This is a genomic window from Flavobacterium sp. HTF (genome assembly GCF_003105115.1).
In the GTDB taxonomy this organism is placed as follows: domain Bacteria; phylum Bacteroidota; class Bacteroidia; order Flavobacteriales; family Flavobacteriaceae; genus Flavobacterium.
The window spans coordinates 33,919-54,570 of the sequence record NZ_QETH01000027.1 but is presented as its reverse complement, the minus strand read 5'-3'; the positions used below and the strand labels follow the sequence as shown (position 1 = coordinate 54,570).

The 20,652-nt window shown below is 34.4% G+C and carries 20 protein-coding genes; 2 read left to right on the top strand and 18 right to left on the bottom strand.

Features of this window, described 5'->3' with window-relative positions:
* The first annotated feature begins 65 nt into the window (after positions 1-65).
* Positions 66-665 carry a DUF937 domain-containing protein gene (locus DCO46_RS10465; RefSeq protein ID WP_116752500.1) on the top strand — a complete coding sequence of 200 codons (600 nt, stop codon included), beginning with the start codon at positions 66-68 and terminating at the stop codon, positions 663-665.
* A 78-nt stretch (positions 666-743) separates the two neighbouring features.
* Here the strand turns inward: DCO46_RS10465 and DCO46_RS10460 are convergent, their stop codons facing one another.
* The 7 genes from DCO46_RS10460 to DCO46_RS10430 all read right to left on the bottom strand — a co-directional run bounded on the left by DCO46_RS10460 (position 744) and on the right by DCO46_RS10430 (position 6,138).
* Entirely contained in the window at positions 744-1,652 is a 909-nt protein-coding gene (locus DCO46_RS10460; protein WP_116752499.1) for a pseudouridine synthase, read from the bottom strand.
* Between the two features lie 231 nt (positions 1,653-1,883).
* On the bottom strand, positions 1,884-2,840 hold the full coding sequence (locus DCO46_RS10455; protein WP_116752498.1) for a geranylgeranylglycerol-phosphate geranylgeranyltransferase: 957 nt from the start codon (positions 2,838-2,840) through the stop codon (positions 1,884-1,886).
* A gap of 63 nt (positions 2,841-2,903) precedes the next feature.
* Positions 2,904-3,494, bottom strand: coding sequence for a DUF502 domain-containing protein (locus DCO46_RS10450; RefSeq protein WP_116752497.1), 591 nt, complete (start codon positions 3,492-3,494; stop codon positions 2,904-2,906).
* Between the two features lie 66 nt (positions 3,495-3,560).
* Positions 3,561-4,499: a mevalonate kinase gene (locus tag DCO46_RS10445; RefSeq protein ID WP_116752496.1), complete on the bottom strand. Its 939-nt coding sequence runs from the start codon at positions 4,497-4,499 to the stop codon at positions 3,561-3,563.
* 2 nt (positions 4,500-4,501) lie between these two features.
* A complete protein-coding gene (locus DCO46_RS10440; protein WP_116752495.1) occupies positions 4,502-4,807 on the bottom strand; it encodes a type II toxin-antitoxin system RelE/ParE family toxin in 306 nt (101 codons plus the stop codon).
* The gene (locus DCO46_RS10435; protein WP_116752494.1) at positions 4,807-5,025 is read right to left on the bottom strand and encodes a hypothetical protein; all 219 of its coding nucleotides are present in this window, start codon (positions 5,023-5,025) and stop codon (positions 4,807-4,809) included. The genes DCO46_RS10440 and DCO46_RS10435 overlap by 1 nt, the downstream gene beginning before the upstream one ends.
* Positions 5,026-5,055: 30 nt before the next feature.
* Positions 5,056-6,138: a diphosphomevalonate/mevalonate 3,5-bisphosphate decarboxylase family protein gene (locus DCO46_RS10430; protein ID WP_116752493.1), complete on the bottom strand. Its 1,083-nt coding sequence runs from the start codon at positions 6,136-6,138 to the stop codon at positions 5,056-5,058.
* 151 nt (positions 6,139-6,289) lie between these two features.
* On the opposite strand from DCO46_RS10430, the gene DCO46_RS10425 reads away from it, so the two are divergent.
* Positions 6,290-6,766 carry a TspO/MBR family protein gene (locus DCO46_RS10425; protein WP_116752492.1) on the top strand — a complete coding sequence of 159 codons (477 nt, stop codon included), beginning with the start codon at positions 6,290-6,292 and terminating at the stop codon, positions 6,764-6,766.
* Between the two features lie 51 nt (positions 6,767-6,817).
* Here DCO46_RS10425 and DCO46_RS10420 read toward each other — a convergent pair whose 3' ends face one another.
* From DCO46_RS10420 to DCO46_RS10370, 11 genes are all read right to left on the bottom strand, one after another.
* Positions 6,818-7,525, bottom strand: coding sequence for a hypothetical protein (locus DCO46_RS10420; protein ID WP_116752491.1), 708 nt, complete (start codon positions 7,523-7,525; stop codon positions 6,818-6,820).
* 77 nt (positions 7,526-7,602) lie between these two features.
* Positions 7,603-8,277, bottom strand: a complete 675-nt coding sequence (locus tag DCO46_RS10415) for an MBL fold metallo-hydrolase (protein ID WP_116752490.1) — start codon at positions 8,275-8,277, stop codon at positions 7,603-7,605.
* A gap of 61 nt (positions 8,278-8,338) precedes the next feature.
* Positions 8,339-8,911, bottom strand: a complete 573-nt coding sequence (locus DCO46_RS10410; RefSeq protein ID WP_116752489.1) for a Crp/Fnr family transcriptional regulator — start codon at positions 8,909-8,911, stop codon at positions 8,339-8,341.
* Positions 8,912-8,914: 3 nt separating this feature from the next.
* Complete coding sequence (locus DCO46_RS10405) at positions 8,915-9,562, bottom strand: HAD family hydrolase (RefSeq protein ID WP_116752488.1); 648 nt, start codon at positions 9,560-9,562, stop codon at positions 8,915-8,917.
* 6 nt (positions 9,563-9,568) lie between these two features.
* Positions 9,569-10,777 carry an NAD(P)/FAD-dependent oxidoreductase gene (locus DCO46_RS10400; RefSeq protein WP_116752487.1) on the bottom strand — a complete coding sequence of 403 codons (1,209 nt, stop codon included), beginning with the start codon at positions 10,775-10,777 and terminating at the stop codon, positions 9,569-9,571.
* 95 nt (positions 10,778-10,872) lie between these two features.
* The gene (locus DCO46_RS10395; RefSeq protein ID WP_116752486.1) at positions 10,873-11,550 is read right to left on the bottom strand and encodes a glycerophosphodiester phosphodiesterase; all 678 of its coding nucleotides are present in this window, start codon (positions 11,548-11,550) and stop codon (positions 10,873-10,875) included.
* A gap of 224 nt (positions 11,551-11,774) precedes the next feature.
* A complete protein-coding gene (locus DCO46_RS10390; protein ID WP_116752485.1) occupies positions 11,775-13,436 on the bottom strand; it encodes an alpha-amylase family glycosyl hydrolase in 1,662 nt (553 codons plus the stop codon).
* Between the two features lie 156 nt (positions 13,437-13,592).
* Positions 13,593-15,443 carry a glycoside hydrolase family 13 protein gene (locus DCO46_RS10385; RefSeq protein ID WP_243416291.1) on the bottom strand — a complete coding sequence of 617 codons (1,851 nt, stop codon included), beginning with the start codon at positions 15,441-15,443 and terminating at the stop codon, positions 13,593-13,595.
* A 33-nt stretch (positions 15,444-15,476) separates the two neighbouring features.
* Positions 15,477-16,013, bottom strand: coding sequence for a hypothetical protein (locus DCO46_RS10380; protein WP_116752484.1), 537 nt, complete (start codon positions 16,011-16,013; stop codon positions 15,477-15,479).
* Positions 16,014-16,192: 179 nt separating this feature from the next.
* Complete coding sequence (locus DCO46_RS10375; protein WP_116752483.1) at positions 16,193-18,307, bottom strand: glycoside hydrolase family 97 protein; 2,115 nt, start codon at positions 18,305-18,307, stop codon at positions 16,193-16,195.
* Between the two features lie 26 nt (positions 18,308-18,333).
* The gene (locus DCO46_RS10370) at positions 18,334-20,637 is read right to left on the bottom strand and encodes a glycoside hydrolase family 65 protein (protein ID WP_116752482.1); all 2,304 of its coding nucleotides are present in this window, start codon (positions 20,635-20,637) and stop codon (positions 18,334-18,336) included.
* Positions 20,638-20,652: the final 15 nt, after the last annotated feature.

Genomic DNA, 20,652 nt, shown 5'->3' with positions numbered 1-20,652 from the left:
GATTAAAAGCCCCACTTTGTCGATTATTTTGAATGGATACAAATAATTTCTAAAAAATAAATATTATGACTCCAAACCTACAAATTGAACTTAGACGTTTTATATCTTCTAATGTTGTCTCAAAGTTGAATAAGTTTTATTTTGAAAATGACGCCCTTTTGATAAAAGGAATTGATGTTTCAATAGGTACAGTTCTCATGGGATTGTATAATAAAGCGGAGGAGTCGGGTTTTTATAAAGAAATAGTTACACTGGTTGGTGACAATTCTACCTTTTACGGAGAAGTTGATTTTGCTTCAGGAAGAATTTTATCAGTTGACGATTGTTACCGCTTAGAAGGAAATGATTTACTTAAAGAAATTTTCAGCAACAAAAAAGGAAGAATTTCCGAAATGATTTCAAACGAAGTCGGAATCAAAAGTGAAACAGCAAGAGAAATCCTTAATTTTTCAGCACTACTGGTTGTTTCTTATCTTAAAAACAATATTCAGATCTTAGATAGTTTAAAGTTGCTTCTTGAAGAGCAAAAAAGAGACATCCTGAACAGTATTCATCCCGGAATCAAAATCATATTAGGATTTTCATGTTACGAATCTGTAGATGATAAAAATCAGGCAAATCTAGGAAGGTCAATTTTTACACTTTTCGGGCACAATTTCTTCTAGAATTTCCCTATTTAAAATAAAAAATCCCATTTTACAAAAGTAAAACAGGATTTGTATGGCTTGATTTGAATCGTTTTCTTAAACGTTTTTCAAATTAATAATTTCCTGATCTGTCAAAAAACGCCAGTTGCCTCTCGGTAAATTCTTTTTCGTAAGGCCTGCAAAAGACACACGATCTATACGCAAAACGTCATAACTAAAATGTTCAAAAATAGCACGAACAACTTTTACATTAGACGAACGTAATTTAAGACCAATTTCGCTTTTAGGTTCATTATCAATATAACTAACCTCTTCAACAAAAACGCGGTGTCCGTCAAGGACCATACCTTTGCTGATTTTTTCCAAATCTTCAAATTTCAGGTTTTTGTCTAAAGAAACCTGATAAATTTTAGATGATTTCTGACTCGGTAAAGTAAATTTACGAATCATATCCGTATCGTTAGTAAACAACAACAAACCAGTGGTGTTTTTGTCCATTCTTCCAATCGGAGCAATTTTAGCTGTGGTAGAACCACGAACTAATTCTAAAACATTACGGTATTCCTGACCTTCGTCAAGTGCCGTAGTAAAGTTTTTTGGCTTGTTTAATAAAATGTATTCTTTCTTTTCAGGAGTTAAAGTAACGCCGTCAAAGTTTACGACATCATTTAATTTTACTAAATAACCCATTTCAGTTACAGGAACACCGTTAACTTTAACGTTTCCAGACTGAATATAAATGTCAGCATCACGACGGGAACAAACACCAGAATTAGAGATGTATTTGTTCAGACGAATTTCATCCGAAGCCTTTTGTCTTTTCGGAGCCTGGTTTTGTTTCTTTACTTTTTGTTCCGCAGCTTCCTTCGCTGCTTTAACCTCTGGCTTTTCTTTTTTCGGCCCTTGCGCACGTTTGGCCATAGGAGGTTTTGGCTTACCAGAGTTTGATCTTGAGCTATTTGGTCGAGATCCTCCTCTTTTATTATTGCCTTCCTTGTTGTTCATAAAATCATTAATTTGTGCAAAGATAGTTTTTTCCTGCTAATAAAACTTAAGTTCAATGTTCTTAGATTAATAGCCACAAATTTTTAACAAATTAGAAGCGTCACAATTGGCATTTTTTGGCTGTATTGATAATGCATCTTTCACAGAGATTCACAAAGTTAACACAGAGGCACTCAAAAAAAACTTTGAAAATCTTTTCAAAATTTCGATAAATTTCTGTGGACTAGAACTTTAGTAATTAGAAATCAATTCCCGTCCGTGCCACAAAACACTGGGATTTATCAAAACAATACAGAAAACGCCCGAAACAATTAGAAATTTCAACACATTATGAAGCAGTAAATATTGTTCCTTAGAATTTGATTTCCATAAATAAAACAGGAAAAAAAACATCACAACAAAACAGATATAAAAGTAAATATCCATATAACCCACATCATAAATATTGATCAGGACATAAACCGGCAAAACCGTAAGAAATGTCAAAACAGTAATAATTCGTTTAGAAGTTGTTTCGTTATATAATATTGGAATCGTTCTGTAATCATTTGCCAGGTCGCCTTTTAGATTTTCTAAATCTTTTATCATTTCGCGAATCAGCAATAGCAAAAACAAAAATACCGCATGTGCAGAAATCACCATAAAATGACTCATATGATCTTCGATTTCTTCAAAAGAAATGGCATTATAGAAATACAGTAAAATAGCAAAAAAAGGAATAACGGCCAGAAGAGCAGCAGTCAGGTTGCCTACAATCGGATACTTTTTTATTTTATGAGAATAAAACCAAATCAGAAAAATATATCCGGAAAAAAACAAAAAAGCACGCCAGGACACAACAAATGCCATCAAAACAGCAAGGAAATTCAAAGAAAAATAAACCGTAAGTTTTGTTTTCTGACTAACCAGTCTGTCCAGCATCGATTTGTTTGGCCGGTTGATCAGGTCTTTCTGACTGTCATAAAAATTATTGATGATATATCCGGATGCAATGGTAACTGCAGAAGCAAAAACAATTAGAAATAAGTGAAAATCAAGTAGAATATCCAAAGCTCTTTTTTCCGGAGCCAAAATGAAAATAGCAGATAAATACTGTGCTAAAACGATAATGGGAATATTATAACCGCGTACCACAGAAAACAAACTAACAATTTTCATTACTAAAAGTTTGTGCTGTCTGCTTAACATAAATTATAAGTTGTGGGATTAAATTATTTAATGAAGTTAAAAGATATTTTTTGATTCTAAAATTCAGAGTTTGTTTTTTAACAAATCTTTAGAGCCATAACCTAATTTCCGTATGCAGGCCAAAGCTTGTTTTTGTGTAATTTCAATTTCTTTAATATCTTTTTTTTCTGTAAAAACGACAGAACCGCTCCACGGATTTGGAGCATCGGGAACAAATACGGCAAAATTGTTATCGTCAATTTGTTCAATTAAAAAAGCAAATTGCCAGCCAGCATCTGTAGGAACCAATATTACTTTTAAATTTTCTTTAGATTCTAGTCCCATAATGTTTTCATTCATGTTCTTCATAAATGAATAACCAGGTACAAAGCTTAAAATTCCGTTTTCTAATTTGTGAATCAGTTTTTTTGCACCACTCGTTCGGGCTAACAAACCCGCTATAAAACAGATAAAAATAAGAATTATTATTCCAACAATTTCCTGCAGTGCAATTCCCAAAACATGTACTCTCGGCAGATAATTTACAAGCGGGAGAGTGACTTTTTGAATTATGCCATATCCTTTTTCGAGAATTATGAGCAATACGACTAAGGGTGCTAAGAATAAAATTCCTCCTAAAAAAGTTGCTTTGATTATTTTTAAAATACTTTTCATAATAAATAACTTTTTAGGTTGAAAACTTATGAAAATCTACTCAGACAACTTTGCTTTTAAGCGTTTTTAGAACTGATAAACAACTTCTAACTTATAGTCTTTCAGAGAAACTCTGGCACGTTCCAGATCTTCAGTAAAACCAAGTATATAGCCGCCTCCGCCAGAGCCGCAAAGTTTTAAGTAGTAATCGTTTGTATCGATTCCGTGTTGCCAGATTCCGTGAAATTGTTCCGGGATCATTGGTTTAAAGTTATTTAAAACAACTTTAGAAAGCTTCTTTGTGTTGGTAAACAAAGATTTCATATCGCCATGAAGGAAGTTTTCTACGCAGGCATCTGTGTATTTAACAAATTGGTTTTTAAGCATTGTACGGAAGCCCTTGTCTTTTAGGTTTTCCATAAAAATATTAACCATTGGGGCGGTTTCGCCTACAATTCCTGAGTCTAATAAGAATACAGCACCTTTTCCGTCAAAACTTTGTGTCGGAATTCCGGTTGCTTCAATATTATCTTTGGAATTAATTAAAATCGGAATACTTAAATAGCTGTTGAGCGGATCTAAACCAGAACTTTTTCCATGAAAAAAGCTCTCCATTTGAGAGAATATGTTTTTTAACTGTAAAAGTTTTTCGCGGGTAAGGTTTTCTAAAACAGTAATTTTATCAGTAGCATATTTATCATAAATAGCAGCTACCAGGGCACCGCTGCTTCCAACTCCATATCCTTGCGGAATACTGGAATCAAAATACATACCTGTTTCAACATCATTTTTTAGAGAAACCAAATCAAAAGTAACCAAATCAGGTTGTTCTGTTTGTAATGTTTCAAGATAAACCGCAAAACGTTTTAAGCTTGAATTCGATGCAATGGCTTCTGCCGAAGGCTCTTCGGATTTCTTCAGGGCACCGTTGTAAAAATTATAAGGAATAGAAAGTCCTTTAGAGTCGCGGATAATTCCGTATTCTCCAAAGAGTAATATTTTTGAGTAAAATAATGGTCCTTTCATGTTTATTTTATGTCTTTCTTAATTTTATTTGGGTTTTGTCGTGTGTCGAAAAATGTAACTATCTCTACTCTTTTTGTATTGAACTTATAATAAATTGTTGTTTGTTTTGACAAAACACATTTTCGATAGTTTTTATTTAATTCCGATTTAGGAAAAAATTCAGGTTCAATTTGGATTAGATAAATTACTTTGTCCAGATTTGATATAAACTTATTTTTTATTCTTTCTGACCATTGATCTTCTAAGTATTCAAATAATTCAGATAAACCCTTCTCAGCATTTTTTGAAAAGACTATTGTTCTTTTCATTAACGAAATTTTTTCATCATTTCTTCATACTCAACAAATTCACCACGTTCAATTTGTCTTTCTCCTTCTTCGATTTGCGCTTTTTGCTCGTCAGTCAAATCATCCCACCAATCTTTTTGTTCTTTTTTAAAAATTTTTCGAATAGATTTCAAAATAGTTGGATTTTCTGTCTCAGCTAAAAGTTTTATTAACTCGATTTTTTCTAATTGAATGTCCATAATCAAAAATTTAATTAAAGATACGGAAAATTACAATGCAATTGCACCGCTTCCAATTTTGTCGCAAATGTACTGACCATTCTGACAAAATACAACTAATTCGTCCTGAATAAATTGTAATACTTTTTCGCTAACGTTTTCGGGATAAAGCACATGCACATTCGCTCCTGCATCAAGCGTAAAACAAACCGGAATGTGGGTTTCATTCCTGAATTTCCAAATCGCATTTATAATCTGCAGTGTATTTGGTTTCATCAAAATAAAATATGGCATCGAAGTCATCATCATGGCGTGTAAAGTCAATGCTTCACTTTCTACAACTTTGATAAATTCGTCTATATTACCGCTTTCAAAAATGGAGGTTAATTTATCCAGATTTTCGTGTGCCTGGGCGAAACGTCTTTCGGCATATGGATGATTGTGCATTAGATCATGTCCAACGGTACTCGAAACTTGTTTTTCTCCTTTATCAACCAACAAAATAGTATCCTGGTAATTTTTGAAATTTTCGTGAATCGTATACGGAAATTCAACTCCAAATAAATCTGTGCTTCCTTCAATATTCGCCTGATTTCCCCAAACCACAACATTTCCTTTTACGCTTCGGCATGCACTTCCGGAACCTAAACGGGCTAAAAATGAAGCTTTTTGGTAAAAATAAGCATCAGTCATTGAAGGATTTAATTGTTTTTCCAGACTCATAAAATTCATTGCCAAAGCTGCCATTCCGGAAGCAGAAGATGCAATTCCGGAGCTGTGCGGAAAAGTATTTTGGGTATCAATTATAAAATGATACTCTTTTAAAAACGGCATATAAACCTCGACTCTTTCCAAAAACTTCTGAATTTTCGGTTTGAAATCTTCTTTTGGTTTTCCTTCAAAGAGTAAGTCAAAAGAAAAATCTCCCTGATTTTCTTTTTTCGAAAAAGACAGTTTTGTAATCGTTTTGCAATTATTTAACGTAAAACTTACCGAAGGGTTTGCCGGAATCTGGTTGTCTTTTTTCCCCCAGTATTTCACTAATGCAATGTTGCTTGGAGCGCTCCATTCTAAGTTTCCGTTTTCGATGGTTGAAGTATATTGGGTTGGTATAAAATCAGCTGCTGTAAACATGAATTATAAAATTTTGGCAAAGATAGTTTTTAAATTTTTTCACCATATAAGTAATATAAGAAAATATAAATTGGCTTTGCTAAAATCAACTGCTATAACTTATGCGGTTTAAATTTTTCTTTTGATTATTTTTGACTAAAAAAAATATAAAATGAATAAGTTCGTAAAAATCTTTATAGCTTTAATTGTTTGTTTAACAGTAGGATATTCTGCAAGTTTGGTGACAAGACCAAGTGTTGAGAGCTGGTATCCAACAATTGAAAAACCGATTTTTAATCCGCCAAATTGGATTTTTATGCCGGTTTGGACCATCCTATACATTTTTATGGCAGTTGCTGCAGGATTGATTTGGGATAAAATAAAGGAGCAGAATGAGAAAGTTAAAAAAGCATTATTGTTCTTTTTGATTCAATTAGCATTGAATGCTATTTGGTCGTATTTATTCTTCGGATTAAAAAATCCAATGCTGGCTTTGGTAGAAATTGTTCTTTTATGGCTGATGATTTATGAAACGTATTTGAAATTTATTAAAATCAATAAAACTGCAGGTTATTTATTAATTCCTTATTTGGCCTGGGTAGGATTTGCGACAATTTTGAATGCCAGTATTTGGTGGCTGAATAGATAACATTTTGTTCCGGGTTTTTGTTCTTCTCAATACGGAAGAAATTAAAAAAAGCTACTTCAGTTTCTTAAACTCTTCATTTTTGGTATATAAAAAATCCATTGTGGCCAAAACATTCGGATGATCTAAAAGGGTTTTCGATTTTGGATCAGCATCACAAAACTCAAGGAAAAGCTCTTTTTGATCAGCATTAAGGTTTAAATTTTTGCTGAAAAAATCTGGAGTACAATAAGCAGTAGCATGTTTTTTAAAACGATCGTCTATTTCATGTTTTTGTTTTGGATGTGAGCTTCCTAAAGGAATGTTCATGTTTGCAGAATACCTGATTCTGCCATCACTTACACCAGTGTAGCGGGTAAGGTCGTTGGCAGTTTTGCGATTGTTTATGTCATTTACTGCTTCGGCATCAAATTTTATTTTTTGGAATTTCATTGATGTAACTACAACTTCATCAAGCTCTTCGGCTTTAATGATCATATTAACCACAAGATTATTATTCTTTAAATTTTCGGATGTAACTTTTAACCGTGTAAAAAAATAATCCTTAGAGAAAAAAAGTAAACTGTCTTTTTCTTTTGCCAGAATCGAGAATTCTCCCAGCTCATTTGTTCTTGTACTGGTTTTAGCTGTTTTATTTATAACTTCAACCTTATTAAGAGATGCTTTGTTGGAGAGAACTTTTCCGTGAAGTAATTTTTCTGTTTGAGAAATAGAGAGCTGGTAAGTGAAAAAAGAAATAGTGGTAAGTAATTTTACTTTCATCTAGTGGAATTTAGTTGAAAGTAAAATTATTAGAATTGTCTTAATGAAAACTTGTGAAATCTGTAAATTCTTGTTAATTATATTGTTTCGTTTTTTTCAATAAACTGTTCAAATTCTCCTTTATTGAATAAAACGGGTCCATGTCCAAAACAAAGTATTTTTGGTTTTAGCGAAGCGAGTTTCTGAATAGATTTTCTATTCATTTCCTGATCTGTTGTAAATAAACCTGGAGGTTCATGAAGCCCAACTTTTGTAGTCAATAAATTCATATTGGTCATAACATCACCAACAATTAAAACGCCGTCTTTTTCCCTAAAAAAAGACAAATGTCCACTGGAATGACCCGGAGTTTCAATAACAATAAACCCGCCAATTTGATCTCCTTCTTTCAAGGTTTCAGAAACAGGATGTCCTTTTCCTGCCCAAAATCGTTTTTGAAACCTCGAAATAATATGATTCGGATTTGGGTATTCAAAAATTACATTGCCATTTTCGGCCGCTGTTTTTTCAGGCGCACTGCACAAAAGTGGAATATTCAAAGTTTCACAGATTACTTTACTGCTTCCCTGATGATCGGCGTGAGCGTGAGTCAGTGCGTGTTTGGTTATGGTTTTGTCTTTTAATGCTTTTAGGATTATTCCGCCTGAACTTCGGATTCCGGCATCGATTAAAACATCTTCAATTACATAACAATTGATGGCATTTCTTGGAAACAAAGGGATTTGGTAAACGTCTTTGGCAATAGTTTTCATTTTTCCTGAATTTTTTTTTGGCAAAGATTTGAATTCCGTTTTTCAATTGACTTGATAAATGTTAAGAAATGTTTTGGCGAATTCGGCTTAAAGATTCCGGTGTGATTCCGAGAAATGAAGCAATGTAAATTAATGGAGTCCGCTGGATTATTTTAGCCGGAGCCGATTCAAGAAAAGTAAGATATTTTTCTTTTGCCGGAATCATCTGCAATTTTAATACACGATCTGCCATACAAAGGTAATTTTGTTCGGCAAGAATTCTTCCGACACGTTCCCAATTTGGAATTTCTGAATATAAATACTGCATTTTTTCAAAAGTGATAGAAAGAACTTCGCAGTCTTCAATAGACTGAATATTTTCAAAAGAAACAGATTGATTTATAAAACTGGAATACGAAGCAATAAAACCTTCATCGCAGCTTAAATAGGTTGTAATTTCTTTTCCGTCTTTTAAATAGTAAACACGGGCCAAACCTTCAAGAATAAAATAAATCTTATTGCTGATTTTTCCCATTGAAGAAAGAAAATCTTTAGCCGTAAAACTTTCATATTCAAAACAAGAATCGATCTTTTCGATTTCATTTTCAGAAAACGAAGCAATCGATAGTATTTGTTTTTGTAATGAAGAATTCATTATTTATAATATGGAAATTAATTCCGAGGCATTGTTGATAACCACTTTTGCACCGCTTGTTTTCAATTCTTCTTCGGTTCTGTAACCCCAGGAAACCCCAACAGGAAACATATTGGCATTTACTGCCGTCTGCATGTCAATATCAGAATCTCCCACAAAAAGGATTTCTTCTGGTTTTAAATTCCAGTTTTTGCTTATTTCTACAGCTTCAAACGGATTTGGCTTTTTTAGCGCTTCGGTGCTTAAACCAACGGTAGTATCAAAATAATCAGGAAATATTTCAGCTGCTATTTTTTTGGTCAGTTCATCGGCTTTGTTGGAGAAAACTGCTAATTTTATATTTTGTGAAGCCAGATTATCTAACAATTCGACAATTCCTTCGTATGGTTTTGTTTTTAGCGTGCAGATTTTTCGGTATTCATTTACCATGCAGTCAAAGCATATTTGAATCTGTTCATCATTGTTATTAGAAGCAGGCAAAGCTTTACTAACCAGATTTCGCAAACCGCTCCCGATAAAATATTGATAGGTATCGTAGGTATGTGTTGGATAATTTAGACCCTTAAGAACAATGTTCATCGCATCTGATATGTCTTCTAATGAGTTTACTAATGTTCCGTCTAAATCAAAAATAATTCCTTTAAAGTTCATTTTTTATTAAATATTTTGAGCCAGAATAAACCCGCTTGTCCAGGCATTCTGAAAATTAAATCCTCCGGTTATGGCATCGATATTTACAATTTCGCCCGCAAAATAAAGATTTTGATGAATTTTACTTTCCATTGTTTTGAAATTGATTTCCTTTAAATCGATTCCGCCTGCCGTTACAAATTCTTCTTTAAAAGTACTTTTCCCGTTGACTTTAAATTCTGCTTTTGTAAGCTGCAAAGTCAAATTCTGCAATTGAATTTTAGATAAATCGGCCCATTTGGTTTCAATTTCAATTCCAGAAGCTAAAACCAGACTTTCCCATAAACGATTCGGAAAGTCGAAAGGAGATTTTTTAGAAACCGCTTTTTTAGCGTGTTCCTGTTTTAAATCTTTTAAGATTTTTTCGGCATCTTCAGGATCAACATCATTTAGCCAGTTTACAAAAATGGTAAATTGATAATTTTTATCATGTAAAATACGTGCGCCCCAGGCCGAAAGTTTTAAGACAGCCGGACCACTCATTCCCCAATGCGTAATTAATAAAGGTCCTGTAGATTCGAGTTTAGTATCTTTTACGTTTACGGTAACCTGGGCAGCAACGCCTGGCAATTCCTTAATTCTTGAATCTTTGATGTTGAAAGTAAATAGGGAAGGAACGGGACTCACAATCGCGTGTCCGTGTTCCTGAAGCATTTCCCAGATTTTCGGGTTGCTTCCTGTTGCCATTACTAATTTTTCAGTTGCAAAATTGTCGCTTTGTGTATCAATTTTCCAGTGATTTTCTTTTTTAAAGATTGACTGAACACTTTGTCCTGTCAATACTTTTATCCCTAATTTTTCAGTTGCTTTTAGAAAACAATCAATAATAGTCTGGGATGAATTAGAGACAGGAAACATTCTTCCGTCGTCTTCTATTTTTAATTCTACGCCATGTTTTTCAAACCATTCAATGGTATCTCCGGAACAAAACTGATGAAAAGGACCGCGAAGTTCTTTTTCACCTCTTGGATAAAACTTTACTAATTCGTTTGGCTCAAAACAAGCGTGTGTAACGTTGCATCGTCCGCCTCCGGAAACGCGGACTTTAGAAAGGACTTCTTTTCCTCTTTCTAAAATGGCAATTTTCAGTTTTGGATTTTTCTCTGCAATATTTATTGCCGTAAAAAAACCTGCAGCGCCTCCGCCAACGATAATAATGTCGAAATTTTTGATCATATTTTTTTGTTCGCCACGAATTCACGAATTTTTTATTGGACCCTGATGAACTTTGTCAAAGTTTTAAACTTTGACAAAGTTTCCCGTAGCTGATTTTATATTTTGTCTGGATTATCAGAGATAATTCCGTTTACTTTATAACTTTTTACTTTTTGAATGTCTTCTTCTGTGTTTACCGTCCAGGGTAAAACTAAGAATCCTTTTTCCTGAATTTGTTGAACATTTTCTTTATTCAATAAATTAAAATCAGGATGAATGGCTTTTGCTTTTATTTTTTCGGCGAAAGCCAAAGCAGTATCTATATTTTCTTCTGTCAAAACACCAATTGGGATATTTGGATTTAACTTTGATGTTTCCTCCAGCATATTCCAATCGAAACTTGAAATTATAAAATGATTGTAATTCCAGTTTTTCTCTGAAATATATTCTTCTATAAGGGATACAACTTTACTGGGAGTTCCTAAACCTTTTAATTCGATATTGATCAGACATTTTTTGTCAACCAGATCAAAAATCTCGTTTAAAGTCGGGATCTGATATTTTCCATCAATCAAAAACGATTTTAATTCAGATAAGGAAAAAGTATTTACTAAACCTTTTCCGTTAGTTGTTCTGTCTATCGTTTCGTCATGAATTACTATAATATGTCCGTCATTGCTCAGGTGAACGTCAAGTTCAATTCCGTCTGAATTCATGTCTAAGGCTTTTTGGAAAGCTTTAATTGTATTTTCAGGTTCGTAGGCTTTGGCGCCTCGATGTGCAATTTTGAGCATCTCTGGATTTTTAACCGCAAAGGTCGCAAAGTTTTACGCAAAGGTCGCAAGGATTATAAAAAAAAGTTAGGCACAGATTATAAGAATTAAAATGATTTTGAAATCTGTGGTAAATTATGTCTCTCGCAGATTTTGCAGATAACTTTTTTAATTATCTGCTCACCCGAGCGTAAGCGAACAAGCGAAGCAATCTCCTAAATCTGCGAGAGAAAAAAAAATGTTTTTTAAATCTCTTCTAATAAAACAATATCAAAATCACTATCAATAATCACTTTCCCGTCAATAACTTCTGTATTTTGATTGGAGTAAGTATCTTTTAATTTAGTTCCGTTTGGGAAGACGTCGCCAACAGGAAGTTCTTTTCTGCCTTTTGGTAAATCAACTCCCATAATTACTTTATCTGTAAAAGCGCCTTTGGTAAAAATTCTGGAGAAAGTATATGGCCACGGATTAATCAGTTTGTGAACGCCCGCTCCAACTGCTGGATGATTTCGTCTAAACTGCCCTAATTTCTGCCAGTGCAAAAGTGTCTGCTGTGTTTCAGGATTATTCTGAATATCCGCCCAATTCATATTCGAGCGTAAAGTGGCATCACCATTTGTACCTTCGATTACTAAAGAACGATTCGATTCGTCTCCATAATAAACCTGAGACATTCCCGGAGAAAGCAATAATTTGGTTCCTGCTTCAAAAGCTTTTATACGAGTAGGGTCAAAAGGCTGTCCATCATCGTGTGAAGACATATAGTTTAAAACTGAATACCCTTTTAAGTCATTATTTAAATGATTAGAATATTTAGAAAATAAGCCTTCGTAATCGTTTTGGGCAGCATTCCATTTAAATTCAAAATTGATCATGCTGTTAAAACCATTCTGAAAATAATTTACCTTTCTGTCTCCAAAATCATAATCCTGCCCACCGCTGATTCCGTAACCGTAAACTTCAGCAATAGTATAAAACGGATTTTGATCTAAAATTTCCAACGGATGATGTTTTTTCCAGGTTTCAAAAGCGTAATCACATTCTTTTTTAAAATCGGCCCAAACCACTTCTTCGGTATGTTTTACCGTATCGGCGCGGTAACCGTCAATTCCGAATTCAATAATATAATCGGTAAGCCATTTTATGATGTAATATTTTGGGCTTCTTGGATAACCAGTTCTTTTGAAGAATTCATCCAGCGAAGCGATTTCTTTTTCGTAGCGGCCTTCTTTTTTCCACTTTTCAATTAAAAAAGGAGGAAGTTCAACGTTTTGAGTGCTTTCGGTTCTAACATCCGGAAGATTATCAACCAAAGTACACATGGTTGTATTTTCGAATGATTTGTAATCGCAGACTACTCCTGTGCGTACCCAGTCAGAAGGCCAAACGGGATCTTCGGGAGTCACTGGTCCTGTATGATTAATTACGCCATCCAAAACTACTCTTATACCTTTTTCGTGTGCCTTTTTAACCAGTTTTGCTAAATCTTCTTTGGTTCCGAAATTTGGATCCAGAGCCGTCCAGTCTTTAGCCCAATAGCCATGAAAACCATAACTAAGCCCGGTTCCTTCGTCAACTCCGTCGTGAATTTGCTCGACAATCGGCGTAAGCCAAATGGCGTTTACCCCCAATTGTTCAAAATATCCGGATTCGATTTTTTGGATAATTCCGATAATATCGCCACCTTCAAATCCGCGTAATTTTCCTGGAGTTTTGTTTCGGTTGAAATTGACATCGTTAGAAGGATTTCCGTTGTAAAAGCGATCTGTAAGTAAAAAATAAACATTTGCCCCTTCCCAAACGAAAGGTATTTTCGAAGTATCTGTCATGGAAACTGATTTTGAGCCAGAACAACTCATTGTTAAGTATACTAAAGATAAAAAAAGGAAAGTGTATTTTTTCATTATTTTAGAATAATTTAGGATGGATTGTGTTGAAAAAAATAGCCACAGATTACAAGATTAAAATGATTTTTTTAAATCTGTGATAATCTATTAATCTGTGGCAAAAAATATTGCGAACTTTGTGATTGTCCTTGCGAACTTTGCGGTTAAATCTTCTTATTCCAATTCTAAAACCAAAGCTGATTTTGGCTCTAAAATAATTTCAGAAGCTAAATCGAATGTTTTTCCTGTGATAACATCTTTTCCAGATTTAAAGTTTTTGATGTTTTCTTTGAAACGGTTTGTTTTAACAACCTGTTCTTTTGCATTGTTATTGAAAACAACCATTACAGTTTTAGCATCTGTGTATCTGAAATATACATACGTATTGTTTTCAGGGATGTAATGCGTCATTTTTCCGAAATGAACCGCTTCGTTTGTTTTTCTCCAGCTAAATAATTTTGAACTAAAATCAAAATAAGCAGCCTGTTCAGCAGTTCTTCCTTCTTTAGTAAAAGCATTGTTTTTGTCTCCTGCCCATCCGCCCGGAAAATCCTGACGAATATCTGCATCACCTTTGCTTTTATCACCGCCCATTCCAATTTCTGAACCGTAATAAATTTGCGGAATTCCTCGAATTGTTGCCAATAAAGTCATGGCGAGTTTATATTTTGGTAAATCATATTTGAACTTATCGTTCATACGATCCGTGTCATGATTTTCGGAAAAAACCAAAATGTTATTCGTGTTTGGATATAAATAATCCATTGCAAAATTGTTGTAGAATTTAATCAGTCCGCTGTCCCAGTTTGGAGTATCTTCGTTGAAAGCAGAAGTAACCTGACTTTGAAGCGTAAAATCCATTACACTTGGAAGGTTTGAATTATAATTTTCGATGGCACCAATTTTACTGTCTTTCTGCCAAAAAGCTAAATTCGCCTGATTATGCATCCAGATTTCTCCCACAATATTAAAGTTTGGGTATTCATCAGTAATCGCTTTTGCCCAATTTGCCATGGCTGTTTTATCAGAGTAATTATAAGTATCTACTCTAAAACCGTCAAGATTGGCGAATTCTATCCACCAAATGGCATTTTGAGTTAAGTATTTTGCTACCAGAGGATTTCTTAAATTTAAATCCGGCATTGAAGGAACGAACCAGCCATCAACACAAACTTCCTGATCTGTTTTTGAAGCGTGAATATCTGTAATTACTTCACGACGGTGATGTGTTTGTGTGAAAGTTTCAAATTGATTGAACCATGTTTTGGCCGGAATATCTTTCATCATCCAGTGTGTAATTCCCCAGTGATTGGTTACATAATCCATAACCAGTTTCATGTTCTTTTTGTGCATTTCTGCAGAAAGACGAGCGTAATCATCATTCGTTCCGTAACGGGGATCTATTTTGTAAACATCAGATTGCCCGTAAGTATGATACGAATGCTGTTTGTCATTGTCTTCACATAAAGGTGTGCTCCAGATTGTAGTAGCACCAAGTGATGAAATATAATCAAGGTTTTTGATAATCCCTTCGATATCTCCGCCGTGACGCCCACCCGGTTCTGCGCGGTTTCCTTTTTCAGTTAGAACAGGATCACTGTCATTTTTAGGATTTCCGTTAGCAAAACGGTCCGGCATGATTAGATAAATCAAATCAGATGCATCGTAACTTTTTCGATCAGCTGAATTTGCTCTCCTTTCTTTAAGAACATATTTTTGAGTAAAGGCAACTTTGTTTTTGGTTTTAAAAGAGAAAACTAACTCAGAAGCTTTTACATCTTTCGTATCAATGGTTACGAAAAGGTAATTTGGATTTTCTGTTTTTTCTACATTTTTAATCACTACATTATTCGAAACCGAAGCTTCATATTGTGCAATGTTTTTTCCGTAGAACATAATCTGCAGTTCCGGATTATTCATCCCTGCGTACCAGAATGGCGGTTCTGTTTTTTGGATTTGCGCTTTCGCGGAAGCGGAAAACAGCAAGACCATTAAAACTATTTTGTAGAAGGTGTGGTTTTTCATAATCTATATTTTAAATGGATAAAGATTTTATTGTTAGTTTTTTATAACTGGTGGCGGTGGAGGAGGAGGTAAAACACCTTTTGTACTCTCAAAAATTATATTTTTTTTGATTTCCTTAAGTTTTAATTTATGTTTTATACTGCCAATCCAATTTGAAATTGAATCAATTTCTTTTGGGGCTTTATGGCTATGAACAAATACAGTTTTGTTTTTGGAATTTTTTTGAATGTTGATTCCATAAGAGCTTCCGTCCGAATAATTTTGGAAATACTCTGATTTATACTTAAAGAGATTTACTTTTTCTATGTAATCAAAAAGTCTTAGTCTTTCTTCGGAATTTAAAATTCCGTAATAGTTTGTATTTTCTTTTGTAGTAGAAGTAGTATCATCAATATTTCTTCCAATCCAATGGTATCGGAGATAGACTGTATCAGATTGAGTAAATTTTATTGAATAAACTTCACTGAATGTACTCTCATAAGAATAATCAAATGAATCGAAAACTTTTCTTTTTTCTGTACAGCTCAAAAGTAATAAGCTTAAAAAAATAATTATTAATGAGTTTTTCATTGTGCGATAATTTAAAGAAATTTCGATTTCCTGCAAGTTTAAAAACCCTATTTGGTATATGAAATGGAATAAAGGTTTAGAAGGCCTTCAAGATTTGTAAAACTTGCGGGACAACTAATTATATGAGATTAAAAAAAAAGACAAGCAATCTTGGGGAGGATTACTTGCCTTTTAAAGTGTTATTTGGTTTCAATAATACTGATTGCATATCCTCCTCCAGAAGCAGAAAGCTGCGATAATTTTGATTTGTTTGTCACAGCAATTTTCCTGATTGTGTAAGCTTGCGGATTAGTTTTGTAATGCGCATCTTTTGCATCAGCATAAATTGTTGCGGTATATTTTTTTCCTTTTTCAAGGAAACTGAAATCGATGTTAGATGTACGTGGCGTTTCTCCGTTTACGTTTCCAACAAACCAGTTGTTTGTTCCTTTTGCTTTACGAGCAACTGTGATAAAATCTCCCGGTTCAGCTTCAATATATTTACTTTCTGACCAATCTACAGCCACATCTTTGATGAATTGGAATGCATCTGGAAAACGGTTGTAGTTCTCCGGAGTATCAGCCGCCATTTGCAATGGGCTGTACATGGTAACATATAATGCCAATTGGTTAGCCAATGTACTGTTTACATGCGATTTGTTATCAGGATTCATTTTGCTGATATCCATTTCGAATATTCCCGGAGTGTAATCCATTGGACCTCCGATTAAACGTGTAAAAGGTAAAACGGTAACATGATTTGGTTTAGAACCGCCAAAAGCCTGGTATTCTGTTCCTCTTGCTGCTTCGTTTCCAATTAAGTTAGGATACGTTCTTGCAATTCCTGTTGGACGAACCGCTTCGTGGGCGTTCACCATAATTTTGTAATCTGCTGCTTTTTCGATAGCGTATTGGTAATGGTTTACAATCCATTGATTATAATGGTTTTCACCGCGAGGTAAAATATCTCCGACATAACCGCTTTTTACCGCATCATAACCGTTGTCTTTCATGAATTGGTACGCTTTGTCCATATGACGCTCGTAGTTACGAACAGAACCCGAAGTTTCATGGTGCATGATAATTTTTACACCTTTAGATTTTGCATATTCGTGTAAACCTTTTACATCAAAATCAGGATAAGGTGTTACGAAATCAAAAACATAATCTTTTGAATGTCCAAACCAGTCTTCCCAGCCTTCGTTCCATCCTTCCACCAAAACAGCGTCGAAACCATTTGCCGCAGCAAAATCAATGTATTTTTTTACGTTAGCATTGTTTGCTCCGTGAGTTCCGCTTGGTTTTGCTTTTGAAAAATCAGAAACTCCCAATTGTACTGTTGGAAAATCGTTTGTGTATGACCAAGAACTTTTTCCAGTAATCATTTCCCACCAAACACCAATATATTTTACTGGTTTAATCCATGAAGTGTTATCAATTTTTGATGGATCGTTTAAGTTATAGGTCATTTTTGAAGCTAAGATTTCTCTGGCATCATCGCTTACCATAATTGTTCTCCAAGGCGAGTGGCTTGGCGCCTGCATATAACCTTTATCTCCTTTTGCATCCGGAGTTAACCAGGAAGTAAAAGTCATGTTTTTATCATCTAAATTCAGGTGCATGCAAGAATAGTTGATCAGAGCCGCTTCGTGTAAGTTGATATAGATTCCGTCGTTTGTTTTTAACATCAAAGAAGTCTGCACTCCTGTTGGTGAAAAAGATTTTTGAGAAACGTTAGCCGTATAGGCTTTTTCAGATAAACCTCTGATTTCAGATAATTTCGATTTTGTATAATCATATTCCTGTGTATCATAGTCTCCCGGAATCCAGAAAGCAGTGTGATCACCGGTCATGGCAAACTGAGATCTTTCTTCTTTAATTACAAAATAAGTAAGATTTTTTTGTGCCGGGAATTCATATCTAAATCCTAAACCGTCTTCAAATAAACGGAAACGAATTATGATTTGTCTGTCTGTCCCTTTTTGATTTAAAGTTACAGCCAGTTCATTATAATGATTTCTGATATTATCTACTTCCCCCCAAACTGGTTTCCAGGTTTCATCAAAAGTGGAGGTTTTGGTATCCACAACTGTAAAGTCATTCAACAAAGATTTTTTGTCATCTTTAAGTTCAAGACCTAATTTACTGGTTTTTACAACTTCTTTGTTTTTGTATTTTAAATTGTAAGTTGGAGTTCCGTCGTTTTGAAGAGAAAATTCCATTACGAACTTGCCTTCGGGTGATTTTAACTGCTGCGCTTTTGCAACGGTGCTAAACGCAAACAAAATTAAACTTGCGAAAAATAAGTTTTTCATGTTTTTAGTTTTTAAGTGTATTGTATTTAATTTATTTGTACAAATTTACTGGCAATTACAGGATTTCCATTAACTACAATTGTTAAATCTTGATCACTGTCTAAAGTAAAAGTGGTTTCGTTATGATTTACATCTACTTTTAAAATTTGATTTCTGAAATTAATTTTAAAAGAATATCCTTTCCATTCTTTTGGAATTTTTGGAGAGAAATGCAATTGATCATTTTTAACACGCATTCCGCCAAAACCTTCTACAATACTCATCCATGTTCCGGCCATTGACGTAATGTGACAACCTTCTTCCACTTCTTTATTATAATCGTCCAGGTCAAGGCGGGAAGTTCTCAAGTAGAAAGTATACGCCATATCCATTTTGTCTAAAACAGCAGCCTGAATCGAGTGTACGCAAGGTGAAAGTGAACTTTCATGAACCGTAAAGGATTCATAAAAATCGAAGTTTCTCTCTAATTCTTCTCTTGAAAAATGATCTTCGAAGAAATAGAAACATTGTAAAACGTCAGCTTGTTTGATATAAGGTGAACGTAAAACACGATCCCAGGACCATTTTTGGTTGATTGGACGCTGTGAACGATCTAAATCTTTTACCGGAACTAAATCCTTATCTAAGAAACCGTCTTGCTGTAAATAAATTCCAAGTTCTTTTGAAGTTGGAAAATACATATTGTCGGCCACTTTTTTCCATTCCTGGATTTCATTCGCAGAAAGCGTAACTTTTTCTAAAACGCGTTTGTGATCTGCAGGATATTCTAATGCGACTTTATTAATTTGATCAGCAGTAAAATCAATACACCATTTTGCAATATAATTGGTGTAAAAATTATTGTTGATATTATTTTCGTATTCGTTCGGACCTGTAACTCCCAAAATTACATATTGATTTTTCTCTTTTGAGAAAGAAGCTCTTTGGTGCCAGAAACGCGCAATCCCGATTAAAACTTCAAGACCTTTTTCAGGAATATAAGAGTAATCGCCGGTGTAGCGGTAATAGTTATAAATCGCAAAAGCAATCGCACCATTTCTGTGAATTTCTTCATGTGTGATTTCCCATTCGTTGTGGCATTCTTCACCGTTCATGGTCACCATTGGATACAAGGCAGCGCCGTTTTTGAAACCTAAATTATCTTTGGCATTTTCAATCGCTTTATCTAATTGATTAAAACGGTATGTCAATAAGTTTCTGGCAACCTGCTGATCTTTTGTCGCCATGTAAAACGGAATGCAATAAGCCTCGGTATCCCAATACGTTGATCCGCCGTATTTTTCTCCGGTGAAACCTTTTGGGCCGATATTTAAACGAGAGTCTTTTCCTAAATAGGTTTGGTTCAACTGGAAAATGTTGAAACGAATTCCCTGCTGTGCTTTAACATCGCCATCGATTGTAATATCTGACATTTCCCAGATTTTTGCCCAGGCATCAACTTGATTCTGGAACAAAGTTTCGTATCCTGAACTGACAGCAGATTTAATTACTTTTTCAGCTGCAGCCAGAGTATTTTCATGGTTCAAAGAAACGGTATAACCTCCAATTTTCTGAATAGTTGAGGTTTGACCTTTTGCAATAATAGTTCCGTAAGTATATTGAACTTTATCTGCAGTTGAATCAATTGTTGAAGGTGATATATTTACGTTTTCGCCATTAGCAAAAATCGTATTGTGCATGAAAGTCGTAACTTTAAAGTGCGTTTTAAAAGTCTGAGCCGTTACAAAAGCTTCGTTTGTGCCTTTTTTTACTTCAAGCGGTTCCCAGAATTTTTCATCCCAGTTTGCATCTTCATTGGTAACACCGGCATCAACATAAGGTTTGTAAACGATTTTGGCATCTTTATTTAAAGGTGTAATGTCGTATTTGATAATTCCCGCTTCGTCTAGATCTAATGAAAGAAAACGACGAATATTAACCGAAATTTCGGTTCCGTTTTTTAGAACAGCTTCAAAAGAACGATTGTACCAACCTTCTTTCATATTTAGTTCTCTGCGAAAATTTCTAACTTCGGTACAATTATGTAAATCAAGATTTTCTTCGTTGATTTCGATGTCAATTCCGATCCAGTTTGGGGCGTTTAGCACTTTGGCAAAATACTTCGGATAACCGTTTTTCCACCAGCCTACTTTTGTTTTGTCCGGATAATAAATTCCGGCAATATAGCTTCCCTGAAAAGTTTCTCCGGAATATTTTTCTTCAAAGTTCGCTCTTTGCCCCATAGCACCGTTTCCGATACTAAAAAGACTTTCAGACGATTTTACTCTTTCTACATCAAAGCCTTCTTCGATAATGGACCAGTTGTCCGGCTTAATATAATCTTGATTCATTTGTTTTTACAGTGT